Source organism: Pseudomonas sp. IT-93MI4 (assembly GCF_949767635.1).
GTDB classification, from domain to species: domain Bacteria; phylum Pseudomonadota; class Gammaproteobacteria; order Pseudomonadales; family Pseudomonadaceae; genus Aquipseudomonas; species Aquipseudomonas putida_A.
The window spans coordinates 96768-117818 of the sequence record NZ_CATKPP010000008.1 but is presented as its reverse complement, the minus strand read 5'-3'; the positions used below and the strand labels follow the sequence as shown (position 1 = coordinate 117818).

The 21051-nt window shown below is 60.2% G+C and carries 17 protein-coding genes; 4 read left to right on the top strand and 13 right to left on the bottom strand.

Features of this window, described 5'->3' with window-relative positions; all coding sequences use genetic code 11:
* Together ACM6I7_RS06420 and ACM6I7_RS06415 are read left to right on the top strand one after the other, a co-directional pair.
* On the top strand, nucleotides 1–1339 hold a 1339-nt coding region (locus ACM6I7_RS06420), incomplete at its 5' end, for an RHS repeat domain-containing protein (RefSeq protein WP_414888182.1).
* Nucleotides 1339–1755 (top strand): hypothetical protein, encoded by a 417-nt coding sequence (locus ACM6I7_RS06415; RefSeq protein ID WP_414888181.1) that lies wholly within the window; start codon nucleotides 1339–1341, stop codon nucleotides 1753–1755. The genes ACM6I7_RS06420 and ACM6I7_RS06415, both read left to right, overlap by 1 nt.
* Nucleotides 1756–1874: 119 nt before the next feature.
* On the opposite strand, the gene ACM6I7_RS06410 is transcribed toward ACM6I7_RS06415, so the two are convergent.
* Together ACM6I7_RS06410 and ACM6I7_RS06405 are read right to left on the bottom strand one after the other, a co-directional pair.
* Complete coding sequence (locus tag ACM6I7_RS06410; RefSeq protein ID WP_414888180.1) at nucleotides 1875–3665, bottom strand: bifunctional diguanylate cyclase/phosphodiesterase; 1791 nt, start codon at nucleotides 3663–3665, stop codon at nucleotides 1875–1877.
* A gap of 133 nt (nucleotides 3666–3798) precedes the next feature.
* Nucleotides 3799–5883: a carboxy terminal-processing peptidase gene (locus ACM6I7_RS06405; RefSeq protein WP_167734107.1), complete on the bottom strand. Its 2085-nt coding sequence runs from the start codon at nucleotides 5881–5883 to the stop codon at nucleotides 3799–3801.
* Between the two features lie 138 nt (nucleotides 5884–6021).
* On the opposite strand from ACM6I7_RS06405, the gene ACM6I7_RS06400 reads away from it, so the two are divergent.
* A complete protein-coding gene (locus tag ACM6I7_RS06400; RefSeq protein WP_414888179.1) occupies nucleotides 6022–6984 on the top strand; it encodes a zinc-binding dehydrogenase in 963 nt (320 codons plus the stop codon).
* A gap of 115 nt (nucleotides 6985–7099) precedes the next feature.
* Here ACM6I7_RS06400 and ACM6I7_RS06395 read toward each other — a convergent pair whose 3' ends face one another.
* The 6 genes from ACM6I7_RS06395 to ACM6I7_RS06370 form a co-directional block, all read right to left on the bottom strand.
* A complete protein-coding gene (locus ACM6I7_RS06395; RefSeq protein WP_346650544.1) occupies nucleotides 7100–7753 on the bottom strand; it encodes an HAD family hydrolase in 654 nt (217 codons plus the stop codon).
* Between the two features lie 34 nt (nucleotides 7754–7787).
* The gene (locus ACM6I7_RS06390) at nucleotides 7788–8777 is read right to left on the bottom strand and encodes an ABC transporter ATP-binding protein (protein WP_003223124.1); all 990 of its coding nucleotides are present in this window, start codon (nucleotides 8775–8777) and stop codon (nucleotides 7788–7790) included.
* Nucleotides 8774–9574, bottom strand: coding sequence for an ABC transporter permease (locus tag ACM6I7_RS06385; RefSeq protein ID WP_007965346.1), 801 nt, complete (start codon nucleotides 9572–9574; stop codon nucleotides 8774–8776). The genes ACM6I7_RS06390 and ACM6I7_RS06385 overlap by 4 nt, the downstream gene beginning before the upstream one ends.
* A complete protein-coding gene (locus ACM6I7_RS06380; RefSeq protein ID WP_163005303.1) occupies nucleotides 9561–10397 on the bottom strand; it encodes an ABC transporter permease in 837 nt (278 codons plus the stop codon). The genes ACM6I7_RS06385 and ACM6I7_RS06380 overlap by 14 nt, the downstream gene beginning before the upstream one ends.
* Nucleotides 10398–10402: 5 nt before the next feature.
* A complete protein-coding gene (locus tag ACM6I7_RS06375; protein WP_247842996.1) occupies nucleotides 10403–11209 on the bottom strand; it encodes an alkaline phosphatase family protein in 807 nt (268 codons plus the stop codon).
* A 180-nt stretch (nucleotides 11210–11389) separates the two neighbouring features.
* Nucleotides 11390–12457, bottom strand: a complete 1068-nt coding sequence (locus ACM6I7_RS06370) for an ABC transporter substrate-binding protein (protein ID WP_027613356.1) — start codon at nucleotides 12455–12457, stop codon at nucleotides 11390–11392.
* A 352-nt stretch (nucleotides 12458–12809) separates the two neighbouring features.
* Here ACM6I7_RS06370 and ACM6I7_RS06365 point away from each other — a divergent pair, with 352 nt between their 5' ends.
* Nucleotides 12810–13523, top strand: coding sequence for a UTRA domain-containing protein (locus ACM6I7_RS06365; RefSeq protein WP_007965348.1), 714 nt, complete (start codon nucleotides 12810–12812; stop codon nucleotides 13521–13523).
* A 939-nt stretch (nucleotides 13524–14462) separates the two neighbouring features.
* Here the strand turns inward: ACM6I7_RS06365 and ACM6I7_RS06360 are convergent.
* The 5 genes from ACM6I7_RS06360 to ACM6I7_RS06340 all read right to left on the bottom strand — a co-directional run bounded on the left by ACM6I7_RS06360 (nucleotide 14463) and on the right by ACM6I7_RS06340 (nucleotide 21028).
* Nucleotides 14463–15797 (bottom strand): amidohydrolase, encoded by a 1335-nt coding sequence (locus tag ACM6I7_RS06360; RefSeq protein WP_414888178.1) that lies wholly within the window; start codon nucleotides 15795–15797, stop codon nucleotides 14463–14465.
* 66 nt (nucleotides 15798–15863) lie between these two features.
* The gene (locus tag ACM6I7_RS06355; RefSeq protein WP_330207817.1) at nucleotides 15864–18017 is read right to left on the bottom strand and encodes a mechanosensitive ion channel family protein; all 2154 of its coding nucleotides are present in this window, start codon (nucleotides 18015–18017) and stop codon (nucleotides 15864–15866) included.
* A 77-nt stretch (nucleotides 18018–18094) separates the two neighbouring features.
* Nucleotides 18095–18271: a hypothetical protein gene (locus ACM6I7_RS06350; protein ID WP_007965354.1), complete on the bottom strand. Its 177-nt coding sequence runs from the start codon at nucleotides 18269–18271 to the stop codon at nucleotides 18095–18097.
* A gap of 196 nt (nucleotides 18272–18467) precedes the next feature.
* Nucleotides 18468–19757, bottom strand: coding sequence for a M18 family aminopeptidase (locus tag ACM6I7_RS06345; protein WP_041068806.1), 1290 nt, complete (start codon nucleotides 19755–19757; stop codon nucleotides 18468–18470).
* 173 nt (nucleotides 19758–19930) lie between these two features.
* Nucleotides 19931–21028 carry a hypothetical protein gene (locus ACM6I7_RS06340; RefSeq protein WP_414888177.1) on the bottom strand — a complete coding sequence of 366 codons (1098 nt, stop codon included), beginning with the start codon at nucleotides 21026–21028 and terminating at the stop codon, nucleotides 19931–19933.
* Nucleotides 21029–21051: the final 23 nt, after the last annotated feature.

Sequence of the window (21051 nt, the reverse complement as noted above, 5' to 3'; positions counted from 1 at the left end):
CCGTCACTCGCGCGACGAACTGCCGGAATCCTTCGCCCACGACCCGGCCGGCAACCTGCTGATGCAGGATCGTCCCGGGCCGACCCGGATCAAGGGCAACCGCCTGCTGATGCAGGGCGACCGGCATTACGACTACGACGCCTTCGGCAACCTGATCCGCGAGCGTCGTGGCCGCGATCAACTTCTGATCACCGAATACCGCTACGACTGCCAGCACCGTCTGATCGGCCTGACCCGCGCCGATGGCCAAACCGCGTCCTACCAGTACGACGCCTTCGGCCGACGCATCCGCAAAACCGTCGACGGCCAGACCACCGAATTCTTCTGGCAAGGCGACCACCTCGTCGCCGAAAGCAGCAAAACCCACCACCGCAGCTACGTCTACGAACCCGGCACCTTCCGCCCCCTGGCGCTGCTCGACGGCAAAGGCCCGAAACGCGCTTGCCCGTTCTACTACCAACTCGACCACCTCGGCACCCCGCAGGAACTCACCGACTACAGCGGCGAAATCGTCTGGTCGGCGCAATACGACGCCTACGGCAAGGTATCGGCGATCACCCTCGCGGGCGAGGACTACCTGGACCAGCCGCTGCGCTTTCAGGGGCAGTATTTCGATGCGGAAAGCGGGCTGCATTACAACCGGCATCGGTATTACGACCCGAGGTTGGGGCGGTATTTGACGCCGGATCCCATCAAGTTGGCGGGTGGGTTGAATCAGTACCAGTACGTGCCGAATCCGACGGGGTGGGTGGATCCGTTGGGGTTGAGCTGCAGTTGTCCGCCGACAAATCCGCGTCGCCCGATGCGATACGAGGCTGGCCGCGTAGTTGTTGAAGAGGGTTCTCCTCCGCTGCCAAAGATGACAGCGCAGGAGCGGCGGGCGAGGCTTGATGAGGTGGCTGAGGAGAACGCGAAGCGTCGGGTATATGAATATGAAAATCTTTATGGCATGCACACTGTGAAAAAACATAGTTCGGAAATTTCCGATCCAGCACTTAAGCAACGTGGCATCAATGGGGCAGATCCTCATACAGGTATAGTCCCAAGAGGTGCCAGAGGAAATCTTAGCTCTCAGTTCCATAACTGGCGAATGCATTTGGGGGCGTTGAATAAAGCGATGACGAAGGACAGAAATGGCTTAATAATGCACACAGGCAGAGACCATAATAATATTCCAATAGTTAAGTTGGAGTTGCCCGGTGCAGGTCGTGGATATAGACCGAATAGACGAGACCAGCAAAATCCGACCCTTAATGAGGACTTGAATTGGTTTGAAGTTAAATTCGATCAGATAAATACGCAGAAACCATTCACGGGCTTCCCGGCGGAGGGCAGGTAATGTTGAAAGATCCGTTTTTGAACGAGCCTTTTGAACCGAGCCTGACTTGGTTTATTGGAGTGTTCGATGTTTATGATCGTGAGGAAACGCGAGGCGTAGAGCTTGGTGTTTATAATCCGGATGATCGCGTTGATAGGGAAACTCTTGTCAGAAAATATTGTTTGGAGTTGCCATATCTCTCGTATAGACATAAATATGTATTATTTGAGTTTCTAGAGGGAGCGCTAAAAAATTCGGATTATGATTTTCAAAGTCCCTTTGAAATCGATGAATGCGAAGCGAATAGCTGGCCACGGGAGGAATGGTATTCGTTAGAAGAACCGCGCAGTTTTTTCCAGAGTGTCTATCAAATAGCACAGGAAGTTTGGAAAGAAGATCTCTCAAGGGCTGCAGGCGAAGATAAAACTACGTGGTGATGTTTTTGAAAATGTGCGCGGAGGCTTTGTTAAATTGGCTCGGGGTTAGTTATGAGCTGTATGGACTGACCCCTTCGCGAGCAAGCCCGCTCCCACAGGGATTTGTGTTGTTTGGGGAGTTAGCGTTGACTGATTAGTTGCGGGGTGTGGAGGTCGGCGGCGGTGATGGTGTCGAGCACATGCACGCTATACCCCGGAACATTCTTCGCATGATGCTTCGCCTGCGAAGCCATTTCCGCGAGTTGGCTGGCATCCAGTTCTGCGCAGGCCTCGGGTTGCAAGTGGACTACGCCGATCGATAACGAGAGCAACGGGAATTCCTGCCGTACACCCTGGCGGTTCGGCGCGATGAAGCAGCCGGCCTCAAGATGCTCAGGGCGATAGAAGCGGCGGCATTGGCTCTGGAAGTCGTCGAGCAGTTGGTTGAGGCGTTTGCGCCAGTCTTCCGGGCCGAGTACCAGAAGGAAGTCGTCGCCGCCGATGTGGCCGACGAAGTCGCGGGACGGGTCGACGCGTTCGTTGAGGCATTGCGCCAGGCACAGCAGCACTTCGTCGCCACGGCCGTAGCCGTAGATGTCGTTGAAGGGTTTGAAGCTGTCGATGTCGACGTAGCAGATGATCGATTCACGGCCCTGTTGCAGCAGGCGGGTCAGGCATTGCTGGATCGGCACGTTGCCGGGTAGCAGGGTCAGCGGGTTGGCGTAGCGGGCCTGCTGGATTTTCAGTTCGGTGATCAGTTTGAGCACGTCGATCACCCGGCCAAGGCCGAGATAACTGCCGTTGAGGGTGATGATGAAATCTTCTTCGATGCGCTGCCGGGCGCGGCTGGTGATCAGGCGGCTGACCTGTTGCAGCGACTGGCTCATTTCCACAGCGAGGAAGTCGTCGTTCATCAGGCGGCTGATCGGCTTGCGTGCGAACAGGTCGGTGGCGAACGGTTTGAGCAGCGCGTCGGACAACGAATGGCGATGGACGATGCCGCACGGCTGGCCCTGTTCGTCGAGCACCGCCAGTGAATTCAGATTGGCCTGGCGGCGGAAGGCTTCCAGTACGGTGGCAGTCGGTGTGTCGCGATGCACCGCCGGTTGCTCGTTGAGCAGGGCGCTGAGGTCGCTGCCCTCGTCGTTCAGCGCCACGGCGCTGCTGTCGTGTTTTGGCATCAGGGCCCGGGCATCGCGGGGCGGATGCTCCTGTGGACGACCGAGCAGATAACCCTGCACCAGATCGACGCCCATCTCGGTCAGCACTGCCAGTTCTTCCGGCAACTCGATCCCCTCGGCAATCACCTGCGCCCGCGAGGCCTTGGCGATTTGCAGGATCGAGCCGACGAACTCGCGTTTCAATGCGTCCTGATGGATGCCGTCGATGAAGTGGCGGTCGATTTTCACATAGTCCGGACGCAGCTCCGACCATAGACGCAAGCTCGAATAGCCGGCACCCAAGTCATCCAGTGCAATCGAAAAGCCCATCGCCCGATAGTGATGCAGGGCAGTTTGCAGCAACTGGAAATCGTCGATCGGCGTCTGTTCGGTGAGTTCGATCACCACTTGACTCGGTGGGATGCCGAAGTCTTGCAGCAGTTGCAAGGTCCGCCCCGGTTGGTGCGCGGCTTCGAGCAGGGATTCCGGCGAGACGTTGAGGAACAGCTTGCCCGGCAGTTGCTGCTCGTTGAAACGACGGCAGGCAGACTGGCGGCAAGCGATCTCCAGCTCACTCAGGCGGCCGGCCTGACGCGCCACGGCGAACAGCGCGATTGGCGAATGCAGAGGGCTGTTGGACGGGCCGCGAGTGAGAGCTTCGTAGCCGAGAATACGACGCTCGGAGAGACAGATGATCGGCTGGAACAGGCTGTGCAAACCGCTTTGAGTCAGGATCGAGCTCAAGGCACTCAGCTGTTCGGTCGTGGTCATGGCAATCTCTGGCGATAAAAAAAGGACTGGGAGCGCTCTTGCTTGAAGAGGCGCTCCCAGTCCTTTATTTCACGACAGAATGATGACTGTTTGATGACGCTCCGGGGAGCGTCACCACTAAATTGCCATCATCTTACTTCTTGGCCACCTGATTGCTCAGCTTCAGGTAATCCAGCAGCACGCGCCCGGTTTCGCTCAGGTAGGCGTCGTCTTCTGGTTTGACCTTGTCGGGCTCAGCCGCAGCCAGCGCGTCTTCATCTTCTTTCTTCAGCTCTTTGAGCGGTTCTTCGCCTTTGGCTTTGCGACGGATGTTTTCCATGGCCAGTTGCTTGGCATCGATGTCCGCGTGCTGGGCACGACGGTCTGCTTCATTGAGGCTGACGGTTTTCTCTTCCATCAACTTCTGCGCCAGGGCCAGTTTGTCACGGATGAACACGAACTCGGCGTCTTTGGCGCTGCGTGCGTCATGCTCGGACTTGAGCTGCGCCAGGTACGGCTTGAACGGATCGGAGGCCGGCTTGATCGCTGCCTTGATGGTGTCCCACGGCATGGCTTCCGGCAGGGCGCTTTCGCCGATTTCCTTGGTGTCGATGATCGACGGGTAGTCGATGTCCGGCAGTACGCCCTGATGCTGGGTGCTCTGCCCGGAAACCCGGTAGAACTTGGCCAGGGTCAGTTTCAGTTCGCCATGGTTCAGCGGCTGAATGGTCTGCACGGTGCCTTTGCCGAAGGTCTGACCACCGATGATCAATGCGCGATGGTAGTCCTGCATGGCGCCGGCGAAGATCTCCGAAGCCGAGGCGGACAGGCGGTTGACCAGCAGAGCCATCGGGCCTTTGTAGAACGCGCCCGGGTTTTCATCTTCCAGTACATCGACGCGGCCATCGGCGTTACGCACGAGTACGGTCGGGCCCTTGTCGATGAACAGGCTGGTCAGCTCGGTGGCTTCCTGCAGAGAACCGCCGCCATTGTTGCGCAGGTCGATGACCACGCCGTCGACTTTCTCTTTCTGCAGTTCGGTCAGCAGTTTCTTGACGTCACGGGTGGTGCTCTTGTAGTCCGGATCACCGGCACGGAACGCCTTGAAGTCGAGGTAGAAGGCCGGGATCTCGATGATGCCGAGCTTGTAGTCCTTGCCGTCCTGTTTCAGGTTCAGCACGGATTTTTTCACCGCCTGGTCTTCAAGCTTCACCGCTTCGCGAGTGATCGGCACGATCTTGCTGGTCTGGTCGTTCGGCGCATTGCTGGCCGGAATCACTTCCAGGCGCACCACGGTGCCTTTCGGGCCGCGGATCAGCTTGACCACTTCGTCCAGGCGCCAGCCCACCACGTCAACCATCTCTTTGTTGCCCTGGGCAACGCCGATGATCTTGTCGGCCGGTGCAACCTGCTTGGTCTTGTCGGCCGGGCCTGCCGGCACCAGGCGCACGACTTTCACCTGATCGTTGTCGCTCTGCAACACGGCGCCGATGCCCTCCAGGGACAGGCTCATGTTGATGTCGAAGTTCTCCGCGTTATCCGGCGACAGATAGTTGGTGTGCGGGTCGTAGGACATGGCGAAGGTGTTGATGTACGCCTGGAAGATATCTTCCGCGCGGGTCTGGTCCAGACGCGCCAACTGGTTCTTGTAGCGCTTGGTCAGGGTTTCCTGGATCTGCTTGGAATCCTTGCCGGCGATCTTCTGCCGCAGCACTTCGTCCTTGACGCGTTTGCGCCACAGGTCGTCGAGTTCAGCGGTGGATTTGAGCCAAGGGGCGTCCTTGCGATCGATCAGCAAGGTTTCCTTGGTAGTGAAGTCCATCTTGTCGACGCCCTTGTTCAGCTCCGCAATGGCGAAGTCCAGGCGCGCCTTGACGCGGTCCAGATAGCGCTTGTAGATGGTGAACCCGGCGTTGAGGTCGCCGCTTTTGAGGAAGTCGTCGAACTGGGTCTTCCACTTGTCGAATTCGGCGATGTCGCTGGCCATGAAGTAGCTGCGCGACGGGTCCAGCAGCTTGATGTAGCTGTCGTAGATGATCACCGAGCGCGCATCGTCGAGCGGCGGCTTGCTGTAGTGGTGACGCTTGAGCAACTCGACGACGTTGAGGCTGGCGATCACTTCGTCGCGATCCGGCTGCAACTTGTCCCAGCTGTTGGCTGCGAATGTAGTGCCCGACACCGGCAACAAGCCGATACCGATGAAAAGAGCGAGGGCGGTGCTGGGGAGCAAATGCTTCATGCTGATTCGACGCGGGGACAATTGATAACGCATATTAGGCCGTCTTTGAAGTCGCCGGTTCTACGAGAGCCGGTCGCATAATGCAAAAAGCCCGGCGCTACAGCTTCGGGCTCAGTCCAGACTCACTATGGAGGCACTGTGAAGGCATTGCAAGGCGTTGAAGGTCAAGTGGCATGGCTTGAAGAGCCGAGTCCGGCATGTGATGTAGGACAAGTGCGCATTCGCGTGGCGGCTGCGGGCCTCAATCGCGCCGATTTATTACAGAAAGCCGGGCTTTATCCACCGCCGCCGGGCGCCAGTCAGGTGCTCGGTCTGGAGTGTTCCGGGGTGATCAGCGAAGTCGGCGCCGGCTCGTCCTGGCAGGTCGGCGACCGGGTCTGCGCCTTGCTGGCCGGGGGCGGAATGGCCGAGGAGGTGGTGGTCGATGGACGGCACGTGCTGCCGGTGCCCGAGGGTGTTTCGTTGATCGAGGCCGCGGCATTACCCGAGGTTTATGCAACGGTCTGGCTCAACGTGTTTCAACTGGCGGCGCTGAAACCCGGCGAGAAGGTTCTCCTGCACGCCGGGGCCAGTGGAATTGGTTCAGCCGCCATTCAGCTATGCAAGGCGTTCGGCAATCCCTGTTGGGTCAGCGTCGGGTCGGCTGAGCGATTGGCCTACTGTGAGGCGCTCGGCGCCCAAGGCGGCGCGGTGCGCAGCGATGATCTGGAGAGCCTGCGCGACTTCGGGCCGTTTGACGTGATCCTTGATCCGGTCGGCGGCAACTATGCGGCACTGAACCTCAAGCTGACGGCGCTGGACGGACGCTGGGTACTGATCGGCCTGATGGGCGGACGTGAGGCGAAACTGGACCTGGCACAGGTACTGGCCAAGCGCGTGCAGTTGCTCGGTTCGACGTTGCGCAGTCGCGACGATCAGTTCAAGGCCGACCTGTTCAGCGACTTGAGCCAGCATGTGTGGCCGCTGTTTGCCGAAGGGCGGTTGAGTCCGCAACTGGCAAAAGCCTTCCCGGTGAAAGACGCCGAAGCGGCGTTTGCCGAGCTGGCGAGTAATACGGTTTCGGGGAAAGTGGTGTTGGTGATTGACGACAGCCTGAGCTGAAAACACAAACCCCTGTGGGAGCGGGCTTGCTCGCGAAAGCGGTGAATCAGACACGAATTTATCGACTGACACTCCGCCTTCGCGAGCAAGCCCGCTCCCACAATTGGATCTATGTTTACTTCCAGAGATGGATCGGCCAGCCGGATTTTTCGGCGTGCTCCAGCAGGACCGGATCCGGATTCACCACATGCGGGAAATCCACCTTCAGCAGCAACGGCAAATCATTGCGTGAGTCGGAGTAGAAACTCGCGCCTTCCAGATTCTCTTCCTCGGCATCCAGCCATTCCAGCAGGCGGGTGATCTTGCCTTCGCGGTAGGTCAGCGTGCCGACGGTCTGGCCAGTGTAAACGCCGTGCGCAACGTCCAGTTCGATGCCGAGAATTTCGTCGATGCCCAGGCGCTCGGCGATCGGTTTGACCAGGTGCGTGCCGGAAGCCGAGATCACCAGAATCCGGTCGCCGGCCTTGCGGTGGGCGGCGATGGTTTTGGTCGCGTCGCTGAAGATGATCGGTTCGATGAAGTCTTCCACCCATGGGCCGACCAGGTGTTCGACCTCTTCCGGGGTTCGGCCGATCATCGGTTCGAGGCTGAATTCCATGTACTCTTCCATGCGCAATTTGCCATGGCTGTAGGCGTCCATCAGCTCGTTGTTCTTGCGCATGAACGACTCGGGATCGACCCAGCCCAGGCGCCCCATCTGCTCGCTCCAGAGGGTGGCGCAGTCGCCGTGGATCAGGGTTTCGTCCAGATCAAAAATTGCCAGGGCCATCAGTGCAGTTCTCTCTTCAACGTCAGCAAAGTCATCAGGCTACCTCACACAGGGCCGTCGGATCGATGGAAAGCGCCAGACGCTGACCGTCGGGATGCAGATCCGCCGCCGAGCGGTTGAGCACGTCCACCACCAGTTCCACACCGCGCGCTTCGACCCGATAGCGGATCACGTTACCGAGCAGGCTGTGGCTGCGGATCTGCGCATCGAGTTCGCCATTGAGGCTCAGTTCGATGGCTTCCGGGCGAATCGCGATGCGGTGGTTGATCGGCCGTTGCAACAACTTCGAGGCGCTGTCGGCGTCAAGCAAGTTGTAGTTGCCGATGAAGCCTGCGGCGAATATGTCCACTGGTGCGGTGTAGAGGGTTTCGGCATCGCCGCTCTGCACGATCTTCCCTTGGTTCATCAGGAAAATCCGGTCGGACATGGTCAATGCTTCTTCCTGATCGTGGGTGACGAAAATCGTGGTCAGGCCGAGTTCGCGCTGGATCTGCCGGATCTGTTCACGCAGGTGTTTGCGGATACGCGCATCCAGCGCCGACAGCGGTTCATCCAGCAGCAACAGGCGTGGGCGAGTCACCAGCGAGCGGGCGAGGGCAACGCGTTGACACTGGCCGCCGGAGAGCTGATGCGGATAACGACTGGCGAAGTCGTTGAGCTCAACCAGTTTCAGCACCTCGGCGACACGCTTGTGGCTGTCGTCGGCATTGACCTTCTGCATGCGCAGGCCGAAGGCAACGTTTTGTTCGACGGTCATGTTGGGGAACAGCGCGTAGCTCTGGAACACCATGCCGATCCCGCGTTTCTGCGGGCTCAGCGGCACGATGTCGACGCCATCAAGCAGGATCTTGCCGCCATCCACCGGCGTCAGGCCGGCAATGCAGCGCAGCAGGGTGGACTTGCCGCAACCCGACGGGCCAAGCAGGGTGACGAATTCGCCCTTGTTGATTTCGCAGTTGATGTCGCTGAACACGGTCGTGCCCGCGTAGTTTTTCTGCAGGTGTTGGACGCTGACATAGCTCATTCGCTTTTGTCCTTGTTCAAGATGTTGGCGATCCAGGTCAGGACCAGCACGAAAAAGAAGTACGAGATCACCAGCGCACTGGTGAAGTGGCCGCTGCTGTTGCGCATGTTGTTCAGGTACACCTGCAGGGTTTCGTAGCGCGTGCCGACGAGGATGTTGGCGAACACGAACTCACCGAACAGGAACGAGAACGACAGCAGCAACGCGACCATCAGGCCCTTGCGCAGGTTTGGCAGCACCACCAGAAATGCCGCCTGAAAGGTGCTGGCGCCGAGCAGTTGCGCGGCGTCCATCAGGTCGCGCAGGTTGATCGCCTGCAGGTTGTTGGTGATCGCCCGGTACATGAACGGTAGCGCCACGGTGAAGTAGCAACCGATCAGAATCCACGGTGTGCCGACCATCGCCAGCGGCCCGGAACCGTACAGTTGCAACAGACCCACCGACGACACCACCGGCGGCACCGCGAAGGGCAGCAGGATCAGGATGTTCATCAGCGCATCGAGTTTCGGGAAGTGGTAATGCACCACGAACAGCAGCGGCAGGATCAGCACCACCGACAGCACCAGCGCGCCGACGCACACCAGCAGCGACTGGCCGAAGGCATGCAGGAAGCGCGGGTCGCTCCACAACTGGAGGTACCACTTGAAGGTGAAACCGCTGGGCAGGATGGTCGCCGACCAACTGCTGGCAATCGAGTAGATCAGCGTGCCCACCAGCGGCAGCAGCAGAATCGCGAACAGCAGATAAACCACGACGCGGTGGTAGACGCCGGCCGGGCCGGATTCAGCGCGAGACATGGTAGCTCCTCTTCAACAGCAGTTGATGCACGACGGTGACAATGGTCATCAACGCCACCAGCACCACAGCCAGGGCGCTGGCCAGATTCGGATCGAGGGAAATATCCCCGGAAACCATTGCCGCGATTCGGATCGGCAGCACGTTGAAGTTGCCGGTGGTCAAGGCGTACACCGTGGCGTAGGCGCCGAGGGCGTTGGCCAGCAGGATCACGAAAGTGCCGAGCAGGGCCGGGGTCAGCACCGGCAGACCGATGTGGCGCCAGAACTGCCAGCCGTTGGCGCCGAGCAGCGCAGCGGATTCGCGCCAGTCTTCACGCAAGGCGTCGAAAGCCGGGTAGAGCAGCAGCACGCCGAGGGGAATCTGGAAGTAGGTGTAGAGGATGATCAGACCGGTTTTCGAGTACAGGTTGAAGTCCTGAATGATCCCGGCCTGCTTGAGCATGATGGTGATGCTGCCGTTGAAGCCGAGCAGGATGATGAACGCGAACGCCAGCGGCACCCCCGCGAAGTTGCTGGTCATGTTGGCGAAGGCATTCACGAAGTTGCGCAGTTTCGAGTCGACCCGGCGCAACGAATACGCACCGAGCACGGCGATGATGATGCCGAATACGCTCGACCAGAAACTGATCTCCAGGCTGTACTGAATCGCCTGCAAATAGAACTTCGAGCTGAAGATCTTGCTGAAGTTGGCGAAGCCCCAGCCGAACTCTTCCGATTGCAGGCTGTTGATCATCACCCAGACCAGCGGGGCGATTTCGAACACGATAAAGAACAGCGCGAACGGCACCAGACACAGGGCCGCCAGCCATTTGCCGCGAGTCATGGCATTCACTTGAGCAGCTCCCGGCACACAGGTTTGTCGTGAGGGACGCCGAGCAGTTCGCAGACGGTGCCGCAGATCTCGGTCTGCTTCGGCGCGGCGTCAGCATTCAGGCTGAAGGCGTTGCCGAGGACGAACAGCGGCACCTGGCGCTCTTCCGGTAGCAAGCCGTTGTGCGAGCGGTCGTTGTTCATGCCGTGATCGGCAGTCACCAGCACCTGATAACCCGCGTCGAGCCAGCCTTGCAGGTAGTCGGCGAGGATGATGTCTGCCGAGCGTGCGCTGTTGCGGTACTGCGAAGAGTCGAGGCCGTGCTTGTGCCCGGCGTCGTCGATGTTCATCGGGTGGATCAGCAGGAAGTTCGGCGCATGGCGCAGGCGCAGGTGTTCCGCGTCGGCGAACAGGTGCGAATCCGGGTAGTGATCGTTCCAGTAGAAATGCCCGTGCTGGATCGGTAACGCTGGATCGTCGGTATGACGGTCGCGGGCCGCTACGAACGGTGAGCGGTTGTACAGTTCGCTGACCCAGTGATAGGCCGCTGCGGCGGTTTTCAGGCCGGCGTCGCGGGCGTAGTGATAGATGCTGCGCTGGTTGGACAGGCGCGCAACGTTGTTGTGGACGATGCCGCTGTCGATCGGCGGCACGCCGGTAAGGATGCATTCGTAAAGCGGTCGGGACAGGGCCGGCAACTCGCACTCCAACTGATAGAGCGCGGCGCGTCCTGCGCCAACGTAAGCCTGCAGATGCCCCATGGCGTGACGCGCGACCTCGTAATTAAGACCGTCGAGCACGACAAGGATGACGTTGTGCTTCATAGGGGCAAAAACTCCGCGAAAACAGGAAATTTCAGATTCAACCTGGATCCCCTGTGGGAGCGGGCTTGCTCGCGAAGGCGGAGTGTCAGTCATAGATGCTTGACTGATCCACCGCCTTCGCGAGCAAGCCCGCTCCCACATTTGGATCTCCAATGGATCCAGCAGTGGGGATTTACAGGATTACTTCATCTCTACGATGACTTCTTCGTTCCACTTCTGCGGCAGGGCCTTGGAGGTTTTTTCCCAGGCGTCGGCGTCCTTGATCGGCGTGACCTTCTTGTACTGCTCGTTTGGCAGCAGCTTGGCCTTCACGTCTTCCGGCAGTTGCAGGTGCTCGGCACGGATCGGACGAGCATTGCCGCGGGCGAGGTTGGTCTGGCCGGCGTCGCTGAAGATGTATTCGCGGGTCAGCTTGGCGGCGTTCGGGTTTTTCGCGTACTTGTTGATGATGGTGGTGTAGCCGGAAATCACCGAGCCATCCGACGGGATCAGCACCACGTAGTCATCCGGGTTGGCCATCTTGGCCTTGTAGCTCAGGCCGTTGAAGTCCCAGACCACGCCGACTTCGATCTCGCCTTTTTCCATGGTGGCGATGGTCGGGTTGGCCATCGACAGGCGACCTTGCTTGGCGATGTCTGCAAACAGCAACAGGGCCGGCTGGATGTTTTTCTCGTCGCCACCGTTGGCCAGGGCAGCGGCCAGTACGCCGTTGGCGGCTTGCGCAGCGGTGCTCACGTCACCGATGGAAACCTTGTATTTGCCGCCCTTGAGGTCAGCCCATTTGGTCGGGACTTCGGAACCGTGCAGCAGCTTCTTGTTGACGATGAAGGCGATGGTGCCGGTGTAGGCCAGTGCCCAGTTGCCGTCCTTGTCCTTGGCCCAGTCCGGGACTTGATCCCAGGTGCTTGGTTTGTACGGTTGCACCACGCCCTGCTTGACCGCGATCGGGCCGAAGGCGGCGCCGACGTCGCCGATGTCGGCAGTGGCGTTGTCTTTTTCGGCGGCGAACTTGGCGATTTCCTGGGCCGAGCTCATGTCGGTGTCGATGTGTTTCAGGCCATAGGTCTTGGCCAGGTCTTCCCAGGTGCCTTTCCAGTTGGCCCAGTCATCGGGCATGCCGACGCTGTTGACGGCGCCTTCCGCTTTCGCAGCGGCTTCGAGGGTTTTCAGGTCGGTACCCGCCGCCATGGCGGAGGTGCACATTGCAATGGTCGAGCCTAACAGTGTTGCCAGGAAAAGCTGTTTCATTCCGAAGCTCCTTGGTCGTGTTCAACGCTGCGATTGCGGTTTGTGTTGGTCTAGGTCAGCAATACCTGAGCCAATTTAAGGGGGCTGGATGACACTTTGATGTCGGCGGTCGCCCGGCAGGCCTTTTATTGGCCCGGTTTCGGCGCTTGCCCGGTAAGCGTAGACCAAGGTCAAAGCCCCGGCGGACAAGGCACTTGGCCGATGTATTGCAAGTCATGAGGGCGACCGTCGGGCGGGTTTGTCATCTCTCGGTCATCTGCACTGCCTAGGCTTGCAATACAAGGAAACGGCTTGCAGGCCGTACGGTTTTTGCCCCGAAACAGTGCTGGTCTAGTCCAGATAGGTAACGTTGATGCGCGATGAGGCAACAAAAGCGGTGACAGCGATTGGTCAGGTGCTGCAGGAGCAACTTGATCACGGCCTGCTCGCGCCCGGGAGCAAGTTGCCGGCCGAGCGCAAGCTCAGTGAGTTGTTCGGCACCACGCGCATTACTGTGCGTGAGGCCTTGTTGCAGTTGGAGGCGCAGGGGCAGATCTATCGCGAGGAGCGCCGTGGCTGGTTCGTTTCGCCGCCACGTCTGGCGTACAACCTGATGCAGCGCAGTCATTTTCACGCGATGGTCAGTGCGCAGGGGCGGGTACCGTCGACCGAGGTGATTTCGGCGCGGTTGCAGCCGGCGTCGGTGGCGGTGTGTGCGTTGTTGCAGTTGCCTGCTTTGTCGAGCGTGATTCAGATTTGCCGGTCGCGGCGGATTGACGGGCGGCTGGTTTTGTATGTGGAGCACTATCTGAATCCGCAGTATTTTCCGGGGATTCTGGGATTTGATTTGAATCAGTCGATGACCGAGCTTTATGCGCGGCATTACGATTTGCGCTATGGGCGGGTGCGGTTCGAGATTGTGCCGACGTCGTTGTCGGTGGATGCGGCGGCGGCTTTGCGGGTTTCTGTCGGGAGTCCGGGGTTACGGATTGCTCGGGTCAATTATGATCAGCATGAGCGGTTGATTGATTGTGATCTGGAGTTTTGGCGGCATGATGCGATTCACGTTGGTGTAGATGTTGTTTGACCTTGGCGGCCTTTGGGCCGACCAGGTTCTTGGGGTTTTGGGTGTATATCCGTTGCTTCGGGTGTTGCCACTGGCGGTTTCGCTTTTACAGCGAGTCCCTTTGGCAAACGCCCCAAAGGAACCAAAGGTCTGTGCCCTGACGTTCGGCCCGCTCGCTAAAGCTCGGGGTTCCTTCGCTCCGGGATCGATCCGGGCGCATCGCCTCCGGTTTGCTTCGCTGCACCTCCTCTCGATGTGTTCGACTTCGTCGAACGGTCGCTGCGCTCCCACCCCCGGATCAATCCCTCCGCTCAGCCTGCCGACGGGCCGGTGAGTCAAGATCAAGAGCTTTCGGCGAGCTGACACTCGGCCATTTGAGTGGTGAAGAGCCGGCGGTCGGCTTTTGCTTTTCTGTAGGAGTGAGCCTGCTCGCGATGGCGGCCTGAAAGCCGACCAATCACCAACTGCCTGCACTCAATCCAACTGTGGGAGCTGGCCTGCCAGTGGTGGTGACCTCCCAGCCGACCAACTCCAACAGCCCACACCCATCCACTGTGGGAGCGAGCTTGCTCGCGAAGGCGGCCTGACAGCCGACCAATCTCCAACTGCCTGCACCCAATCCCACTGTGGGAGCGAGCCTGCTCGCGAAGGCGGCCTGACAGCCGACCAATCTCTAACTGCCTGCACCCAATCTCTCTGTGGGAGCTGGCCTGCCAGTGATGGTGACCTCCCAGCCGACCAATCTCCAACTGCCTGCACCCAATCCCACTGTGGGAGCGAGCCTGCTCGCGAAGGCGGCCTGACAGCCGACCAATCTCCAACTGCCTGCACTCAATCCAACTGTGGGAGCTGGCTTGCCAGCGATGGCGGCCTGACAGCCGACCAATCTCTAACAGGCTGCACACGGTCAAATGTGGGAGCGAGCCTGCTCGCGAAGGCGCCCCCACTGTCACTTCATCTCTACTTGCCCGCCCCTGCATTGGCATACAAATAATCCGTCGCCAACGACGCCATCGTCCTCACTCCAACCACCAGCGCCGACTCATCCACAAAGAACCCCGGATTGTGATTCGGCGCTGCCTTGCTCATGTCCTGATCCCGTGGCGTCACCCCGAGAAACACAAACAGCCCCGGCACTTCCTTGGCGAAGAACGAGAAGTCTTCCGCGCCGCCCACCAGCGGCGCATTGACCACGTCATCCTTGGCGGCCCACTTCAACGTCGGCAGCATTTTTTCCGTCAGTGCCGGGTTGTTGATCGTGGGGTCGTATTTTTCGATGATGGTGACGTCGGCTTTCGCGCCGCCGCTTTCGGCGATTTTTTCGATGGTCTGGCGTACGTCGGCGTGGAGTTTCTGGCGGATGCCGTAGTCGTAGGAGCGGATGGTGCCGCTCATGTCCACGGACTCGGGAATGATGTTGTAGCGGGTGCCGCCGTTGATGGTGCCGATGCTGACCACCGACGGGTAGGACGAAATGTCGGTGCGGCGGCTGACCACGGTTTGCAGGCCGACGATGGTTTGTGCGCCGACGGTGATTGGGTCGATGCCGTCCCACGGGCGGCCGGCGTGGGTCTGTTTGCCGAGGATTTTGATGCGCAGGTCGTCGGAGCTGGCCAGAGTGGCGCCGGGGCGGTAGGCGATCTGGCCGGCGGGGACGCCGGCCCAGACGTGGAGGCCGAAGACGGCGTCGGGTTTGGGTGATTTCATCACGCCTTCCTGCACCATCATTTTCGCGCCCCAGGTGTTTTTGCCGTCGGGGATGAAGTCGCTCGGGCCTTCTTCGGCGGGCTGGAAGTAGAAGACCACGGTGCCGGGTAGGGTGTCGCGCATGCCCGTAAGAATTTTCGCCGTGCTCAGCAGGATCGCGGTGTGGGCGTCGTGGCCGCAGGCGTGCATCACGTCGACTTCTTTGTCGAGGTAGGTGCCTTTGGCTTTCGAGGCGAAGGGCAGGTCGGCGACTTCCTTGACCGGCAACGCGTCCATGTCGGCGCGCAAGGCCACGGTCGGGCCGGGCAGGGCGCCCTTGAGGATGGCGACCACGCCGGTGCGGGCGACGTTGGTTTTGACTTCCAGGCCCATGGCCTTCAGTTGCCTGGCGACCAGTTCCGCGGTGCGTTTCTCGGTGTTGCCCAGTTCCGGATGCGCGTGGATGTCGCGGCGGGTTTCCAGCAGCTGCGGTTCAAGTGCCTTGGCTTGCGTGGCGATCAGTTCGCGGGTGCTGTCCAGGGTGGCGGCGCTGGCGGTGCCGGCCAGCACGGTGAGCAGAACGGTCTGGGCGATACGTGTCAGCTGCATCGGGTTTCTCCGTGGTTATTGTTTTTCTGGCTTCCCTGCCTGTGACCCGAGTGTCTGCGCGAAGTGCTATTCCTTCGGCTGGCCACCGCCGGCAGTGATGACCTGCACGCTCATGCGTGGCGTCGCCAGATCGAGTCCGGCTTCGTCCAGATGGCGTTTGAGCGACAGGTTGAACGCTCGGGAAACTTCCCACTGTTTGATCGGCGCAGTCTTGAACCGCGCGCGAAGAATCGCGCTGCCGGACTCGAAGCTTTCCACGCCCTGGATCTCCAGCGGCGACCAGATGTTGCGTCGCTGCAGCGGGTCGGTGCGCATTTTCTGGCCGACTTCGCGCATCAGTTTGATCGCGTCGTCGATTTCCATGTTGTACGGCACCGCCACGCGGAAGATCGCGTAGCCGAATTCCCGGGAGTAGTTCTTGATGCTTTTGATTTCGCTGAACGGGATGGTGTGGACGATGCCGTCGATGTCGCGCAGGCGCACGGTGCGGATGGTCAGGCCTTCGACGGTGCCGAGGTGGCCGCCGACGTCGACGTAGTCATCAATGGCCAGCGAGTCTTCGATGATGATGAACAGACCGGTGATCAGGTCCGCCACCAGCGACTGCGCACCGAAACCGATGGCCAGACCGATCACACCGGCACCGGCCAGCAGTGGCGTGACGTTCATGCCCATGTTCGCCAGGGCGACGATCAGCGCGATGATGAAAATCGCCACGAACAGCACGTTGCGGATCAGCGGCATCATCGTTTGTGCGCGGGCATTCGCCAGGCCTTTGCGCGAGCGGGTGAGGGCGTGGTGCACGGCGGTGTCGGCGAGGATCCAGATCAGCCAGGAGAAAATCAGCGTGCCGATCAGGCTGAACAGTTTGACGCTGACGTCATGCCCTTCGCCCTCGGCAAAGCCGATCAGCGATTTGCCCCATACGCGTAGGCCGAGCTCGATGAAGATCAGCCACACCAGCAGGTGGGCGAGGGTGTAGAAGAAGCTTTTCAGGCGTTCCGAGTACAACGCGTGACGCTTGGGCCCGCGCTGCGGTTTGAGTGAATGACGGCGCACGAGGCCGTTGATCACCATGCACATCACCAGCAGCACCGTGCAGATCAGCGACTGACGCAGGGCGGTGCTGGTGTCGCCGGCGGAGACGAAGGTGGCGAACAGCGAGATCCCGACCAGCACCAGCGCCGGCACGTACCAGAAGGTGCCGAGGATATCGATGGTGTCGCTGAGGGCGCGGCGGGTCAGGCGGCGGGACAACGGCTGGTTGCGGATCAGGTGCGCGATCGGCCGGCGGAAACGCAGGATGAACAACCCGGTGAACAGCGCCGCGAGCACGTTGGTGATGGTCGCGGTGGTGTGCGCCAGGTGCACGCCGAGGCCTTCGACCAGGCGCGGGTCGCTCAGCGCTTCACCGAATGCGGCGAAGCTGCCGATCAGCCACAACGGACGGAAGGCCTGATGCCGCAGGATGTACAGCGCCCGGTGCCGGTGCGGGCCGTCGAGCAGCGAGAAGGCGATCACGCAGATCGCCGAGAAACAGGTGCCGACCACCAGCGCATAAGCCAGCACCATCGCCAGGCTTTTACCCAATGACGACGGCAGCGCGTAGCTCATGTAAACGGTGATGACCAATGCAATCAACCACGGCCCGAGCTTGCGCAGGGCGAAGCGCAGCATGTCGAGGGCCTTGGGGTGTTGCGGCAATTCTTCGGTCAGGCCGAAGCGCATGCGCACCCGGTGACCGAGCCAGATCAGCGCGGCGGCGAGCAGGCTCCAGACCATCAGGATCACCGCGAAGCCGAAGATGATCGGCAGCCATTCGCTGGCCGGCAACATCAGGGTGTCGAGTTCGTCCCTGGCCAGATCGAACTCGTCGGACCAGCGGGTCAGCGGGCTGTCGTCACCGGAGAACTGTTTCTCGAAGCTGGCCAGGGTGCCGCCGATCAGCCCCAGCACGCCTTCTTCCGGTGAGGCCTGGGCTTTCTTGGTGGCGTCGCGCAGCTTTTTCAGATCGCTCAGCAATTGCGCGCGTTGCTTGTCGTTTTCCAGCGACTTGATGACTTCATCCAGCGACTGGCCCAGCGGCTCTTGCGCCTCCGGCTGCGTCTTGGTGGTGTTGAGCAGGCCCGGCAACCCGACCGCCTGGGCAGGGGCCAGCGGCAGCAGCGTCATCAGGCAGACAAGGAACAGGCAGGGCAGAGCAAACAGACGAGCGAACACTAGGCGGTCAACCTCGCAAAGGGGCGAATTGAGCGAGTGTACGAGGCAGCCAGAATCAATGCGAGCCGGGCGCGGATTTATTCGTTGAGTTTGGCGAGGATCTTGTAGACCACGGTCGCCAGGATCATCAGCATGCCGACCCACATGGCAAACACACCGGCGTTCTTGTCGCGGAAGTTGAAGCCGATCGCCAGCAGGATCATCCCGGACAGAATCGGAATGAGCATGGCGTGGAAGGAGGACATCGAAATCATGGTGACTGCCTTGTCGAAGGGAATGATTTAAGTCTAGGTCGCATTTGGCGGAGCGGTTCTGATGTGTATCAGAATTGAGTCAGTCCAATGATGAAATTGTGTTGTCTGGACTGGCGCTTTCGCGAGCAAGCCCGCTCCCACAGGTTGAAATGCATTCCAATGTGGGAGCGGGCTTGCTCGCGAAGCTTTTCAGCTTTTAAGGCAACTCGCGGCTGGCGTAGAACGCGCTCAGCACTTTGACGAGGTGCGCCAGATCGTGGCTGCCGCACAGTTCGCGGATCGAGTGCATGGCGAAGGTCGGCAGGCCGATGTCGACGGTGCGCACGCCCAGGTGGCTGGCGGTGATCGGGCCGATGGTCGAGCCGCAGCCCATGTCGCTGCGCACCACGAAGCTCTGCACCGGCACTTCTTCGGCCATGCACAGATGGCGGAAGAACCCGGCGGTTTCGCTGTTGGTGGCGTAGCGCTGGTTGCTGTTGACCTTGATCACCGGGCCGGCGTTGAGTTTCGGACCGTGGTTGGCGTCGTGCTTCTCGGCGTAGTTCGGGTGCACGCCGTGGGCGTTGTCGGCCGAGACCAGCAGCGATTTCTGGATGGTGCGGACGAACTCGTCACCTTCCGGCAGCAGGCGGCGCAGGGTCTGTTCAAGCATCGGGCCATCGGCACCGCACGCCGAGCAGGAGCCGACTTCTTCGTGGTCGTTGCACACCAGCACGCAAGTTTCTTCGGTGTCGGCGCTGAGCAGGGCTTGCAGGCCGGCGTAGCAGGACAGCAAGTTGTCCAGGCGCGCGCCGGCGATGAAGTCGCCATGCAGGCCGATGACCGCCGCGCTCTGGGTGTCGTAGAAGCTCAGTTCGTAATCCAGCACCACATCGGCGTTCAGGCCATGTTCGCGGGCCAGTTGATCAGTCAGTACGGCGCGGAAGTCGACGCGTTCGTCGCCGGCGAATTGCGCGAGGATCGGCGGCAGCTCGGTCTGCGCGTTGATCGCCCAGCCTTGATTGGCTTCACGGTTCAGGTGGATGGCCAGGTTGGGAATGATCGCGATCGGCGCCTTGAAGTCGATCAGCTGGCTTTCGACCTTGCCATCACGGCGGAAAGTGACGCGGCCGGCCAGCGACAGGTCGCGGTCAAACCACGGCGCCAGCAGCGCGCCGCCGTAGACTTCGACGCCCAGTTGCCAGAAGCCCTGACGTTGCAGTTCCGGTTGCGGCTTGACCCGCAGGCACGGGCTGTCGGTGTGGGCGCCGACCAGACGGATACCGTCGTGCAGTGGCGAGTTGCGGCCCATTTTGATCGCGACGATCGAGGAGTCGTTACGGGTGACGTAGTAGCGGCCGTTGGCCTCGGTGGTCCACGGCTCGCGCTCGTCGAGGCGCACGTAACCGGCGGCCTCCAGACGCTGAACAAGGCTGGCGGTGGCGTGGAACGGGGTAGGGGAGGCCTTGAGGAAGTCGATCAGGCCTTGGTTCAACTCTTCGCGCATAAGAAGCTCCAGACAGCAATGGGCGCGAGTTTAACGCATCGGCCCGGGAATTGAATCCGGACAGGATCGGGGCGGAAGCGGGCTTGCTCGCGAAAGCGGTGGGTCAGATGCAGATTTTTTGGATGACACACCGCTTTCGCGAGCAAGCCCGCTCCCACAGGGAGTAATGTGGATCAGCGGGCGGCTATGCGTTTTTTCAAATAGTTCAAGATGACTTTTTCATCTTCCGGTTTATCCGGACGCGGCAGCTGTTGCGGCCAGGACTTCTGGCTCAGCAGTTTTTTCTGCTGGCTCTCGTCCCAACGCAGAATTTCCCGCGAGGCGCATTCCCACCATTCGTGTCGGCAAACACTGTAGTACGGATCTTCCGGCGCGGCGCTGCCGTACAGCAGATCACGACCGACCTTGCGCAGGGCGCCTTTCTGGTGGCGCAGCTTCCATTTGATTTTCAATCGGCGCCAGGCCGAGGGGAACGGCTTGACCCGTGGCACATCGCTGCACAGATCCACCAGGCGCTGGCTGAACTGCTCGCCGTGCTGGGAGAAGAAGTACGTCTGCATCGCGTGGAAGAAACGTTTTTCCGCGAAGTAGTGGTAGACGTGTTTGCGCGCTTCCACCACCTGACGCTCGCGCATGGCATACGACAGGGCGATCTGTTCGATGGTGTGGATTTCGAAGCCGCCGAGTGTCCACTCATCAATCAGGCGGATCGACTCTTCGAACAGCGCTGAGTCGCTGTCGGTCACGCCGCACAAGCCGCTGTTGTAGAGCTTGAAACCGTTATCCGGCGTCACGCCGTGGCTGCGCAGGTCGCGACCGAGTTTTTGATAGTCGGGACGCTGGTGCACATCTTTCCAGTCGTACTCGAAGCGATCCATCACCGAGCGATTCGGCTCGATGAATTTGAACAGTTGGCTCGGGTGGCGGGTGAACAGGGTGTCGGTGTCGACGAACAGGGTTTTTTCCGCCCACTGCATGCCCGCGGCGATGGCGCAGGCCTTGCGGCGGTGGTGATAGCCGTGGGTGCCTTGCCAGCGGGTCAGAGTCGCTTCATCCAGCAACACCGTGTCGACCGGCCAGCCCGCATAGTCGTCGGGGCGATCAGTGAGAATGCGGATCGCCGGTCGCTCGCCGTTTTTAGCCTGGGACAGGACGGTCAGGATGCTGAACTTGGCTTCGCGCCGGTACACATCCTGATTGCCGTAAACCAGGTAAAGCAGTTGATGACGAACTTTCGTGAGGGGGGTTACCAGGGAATCAATACAACTCATCCGAAAACAGAATCCTTGTCCAA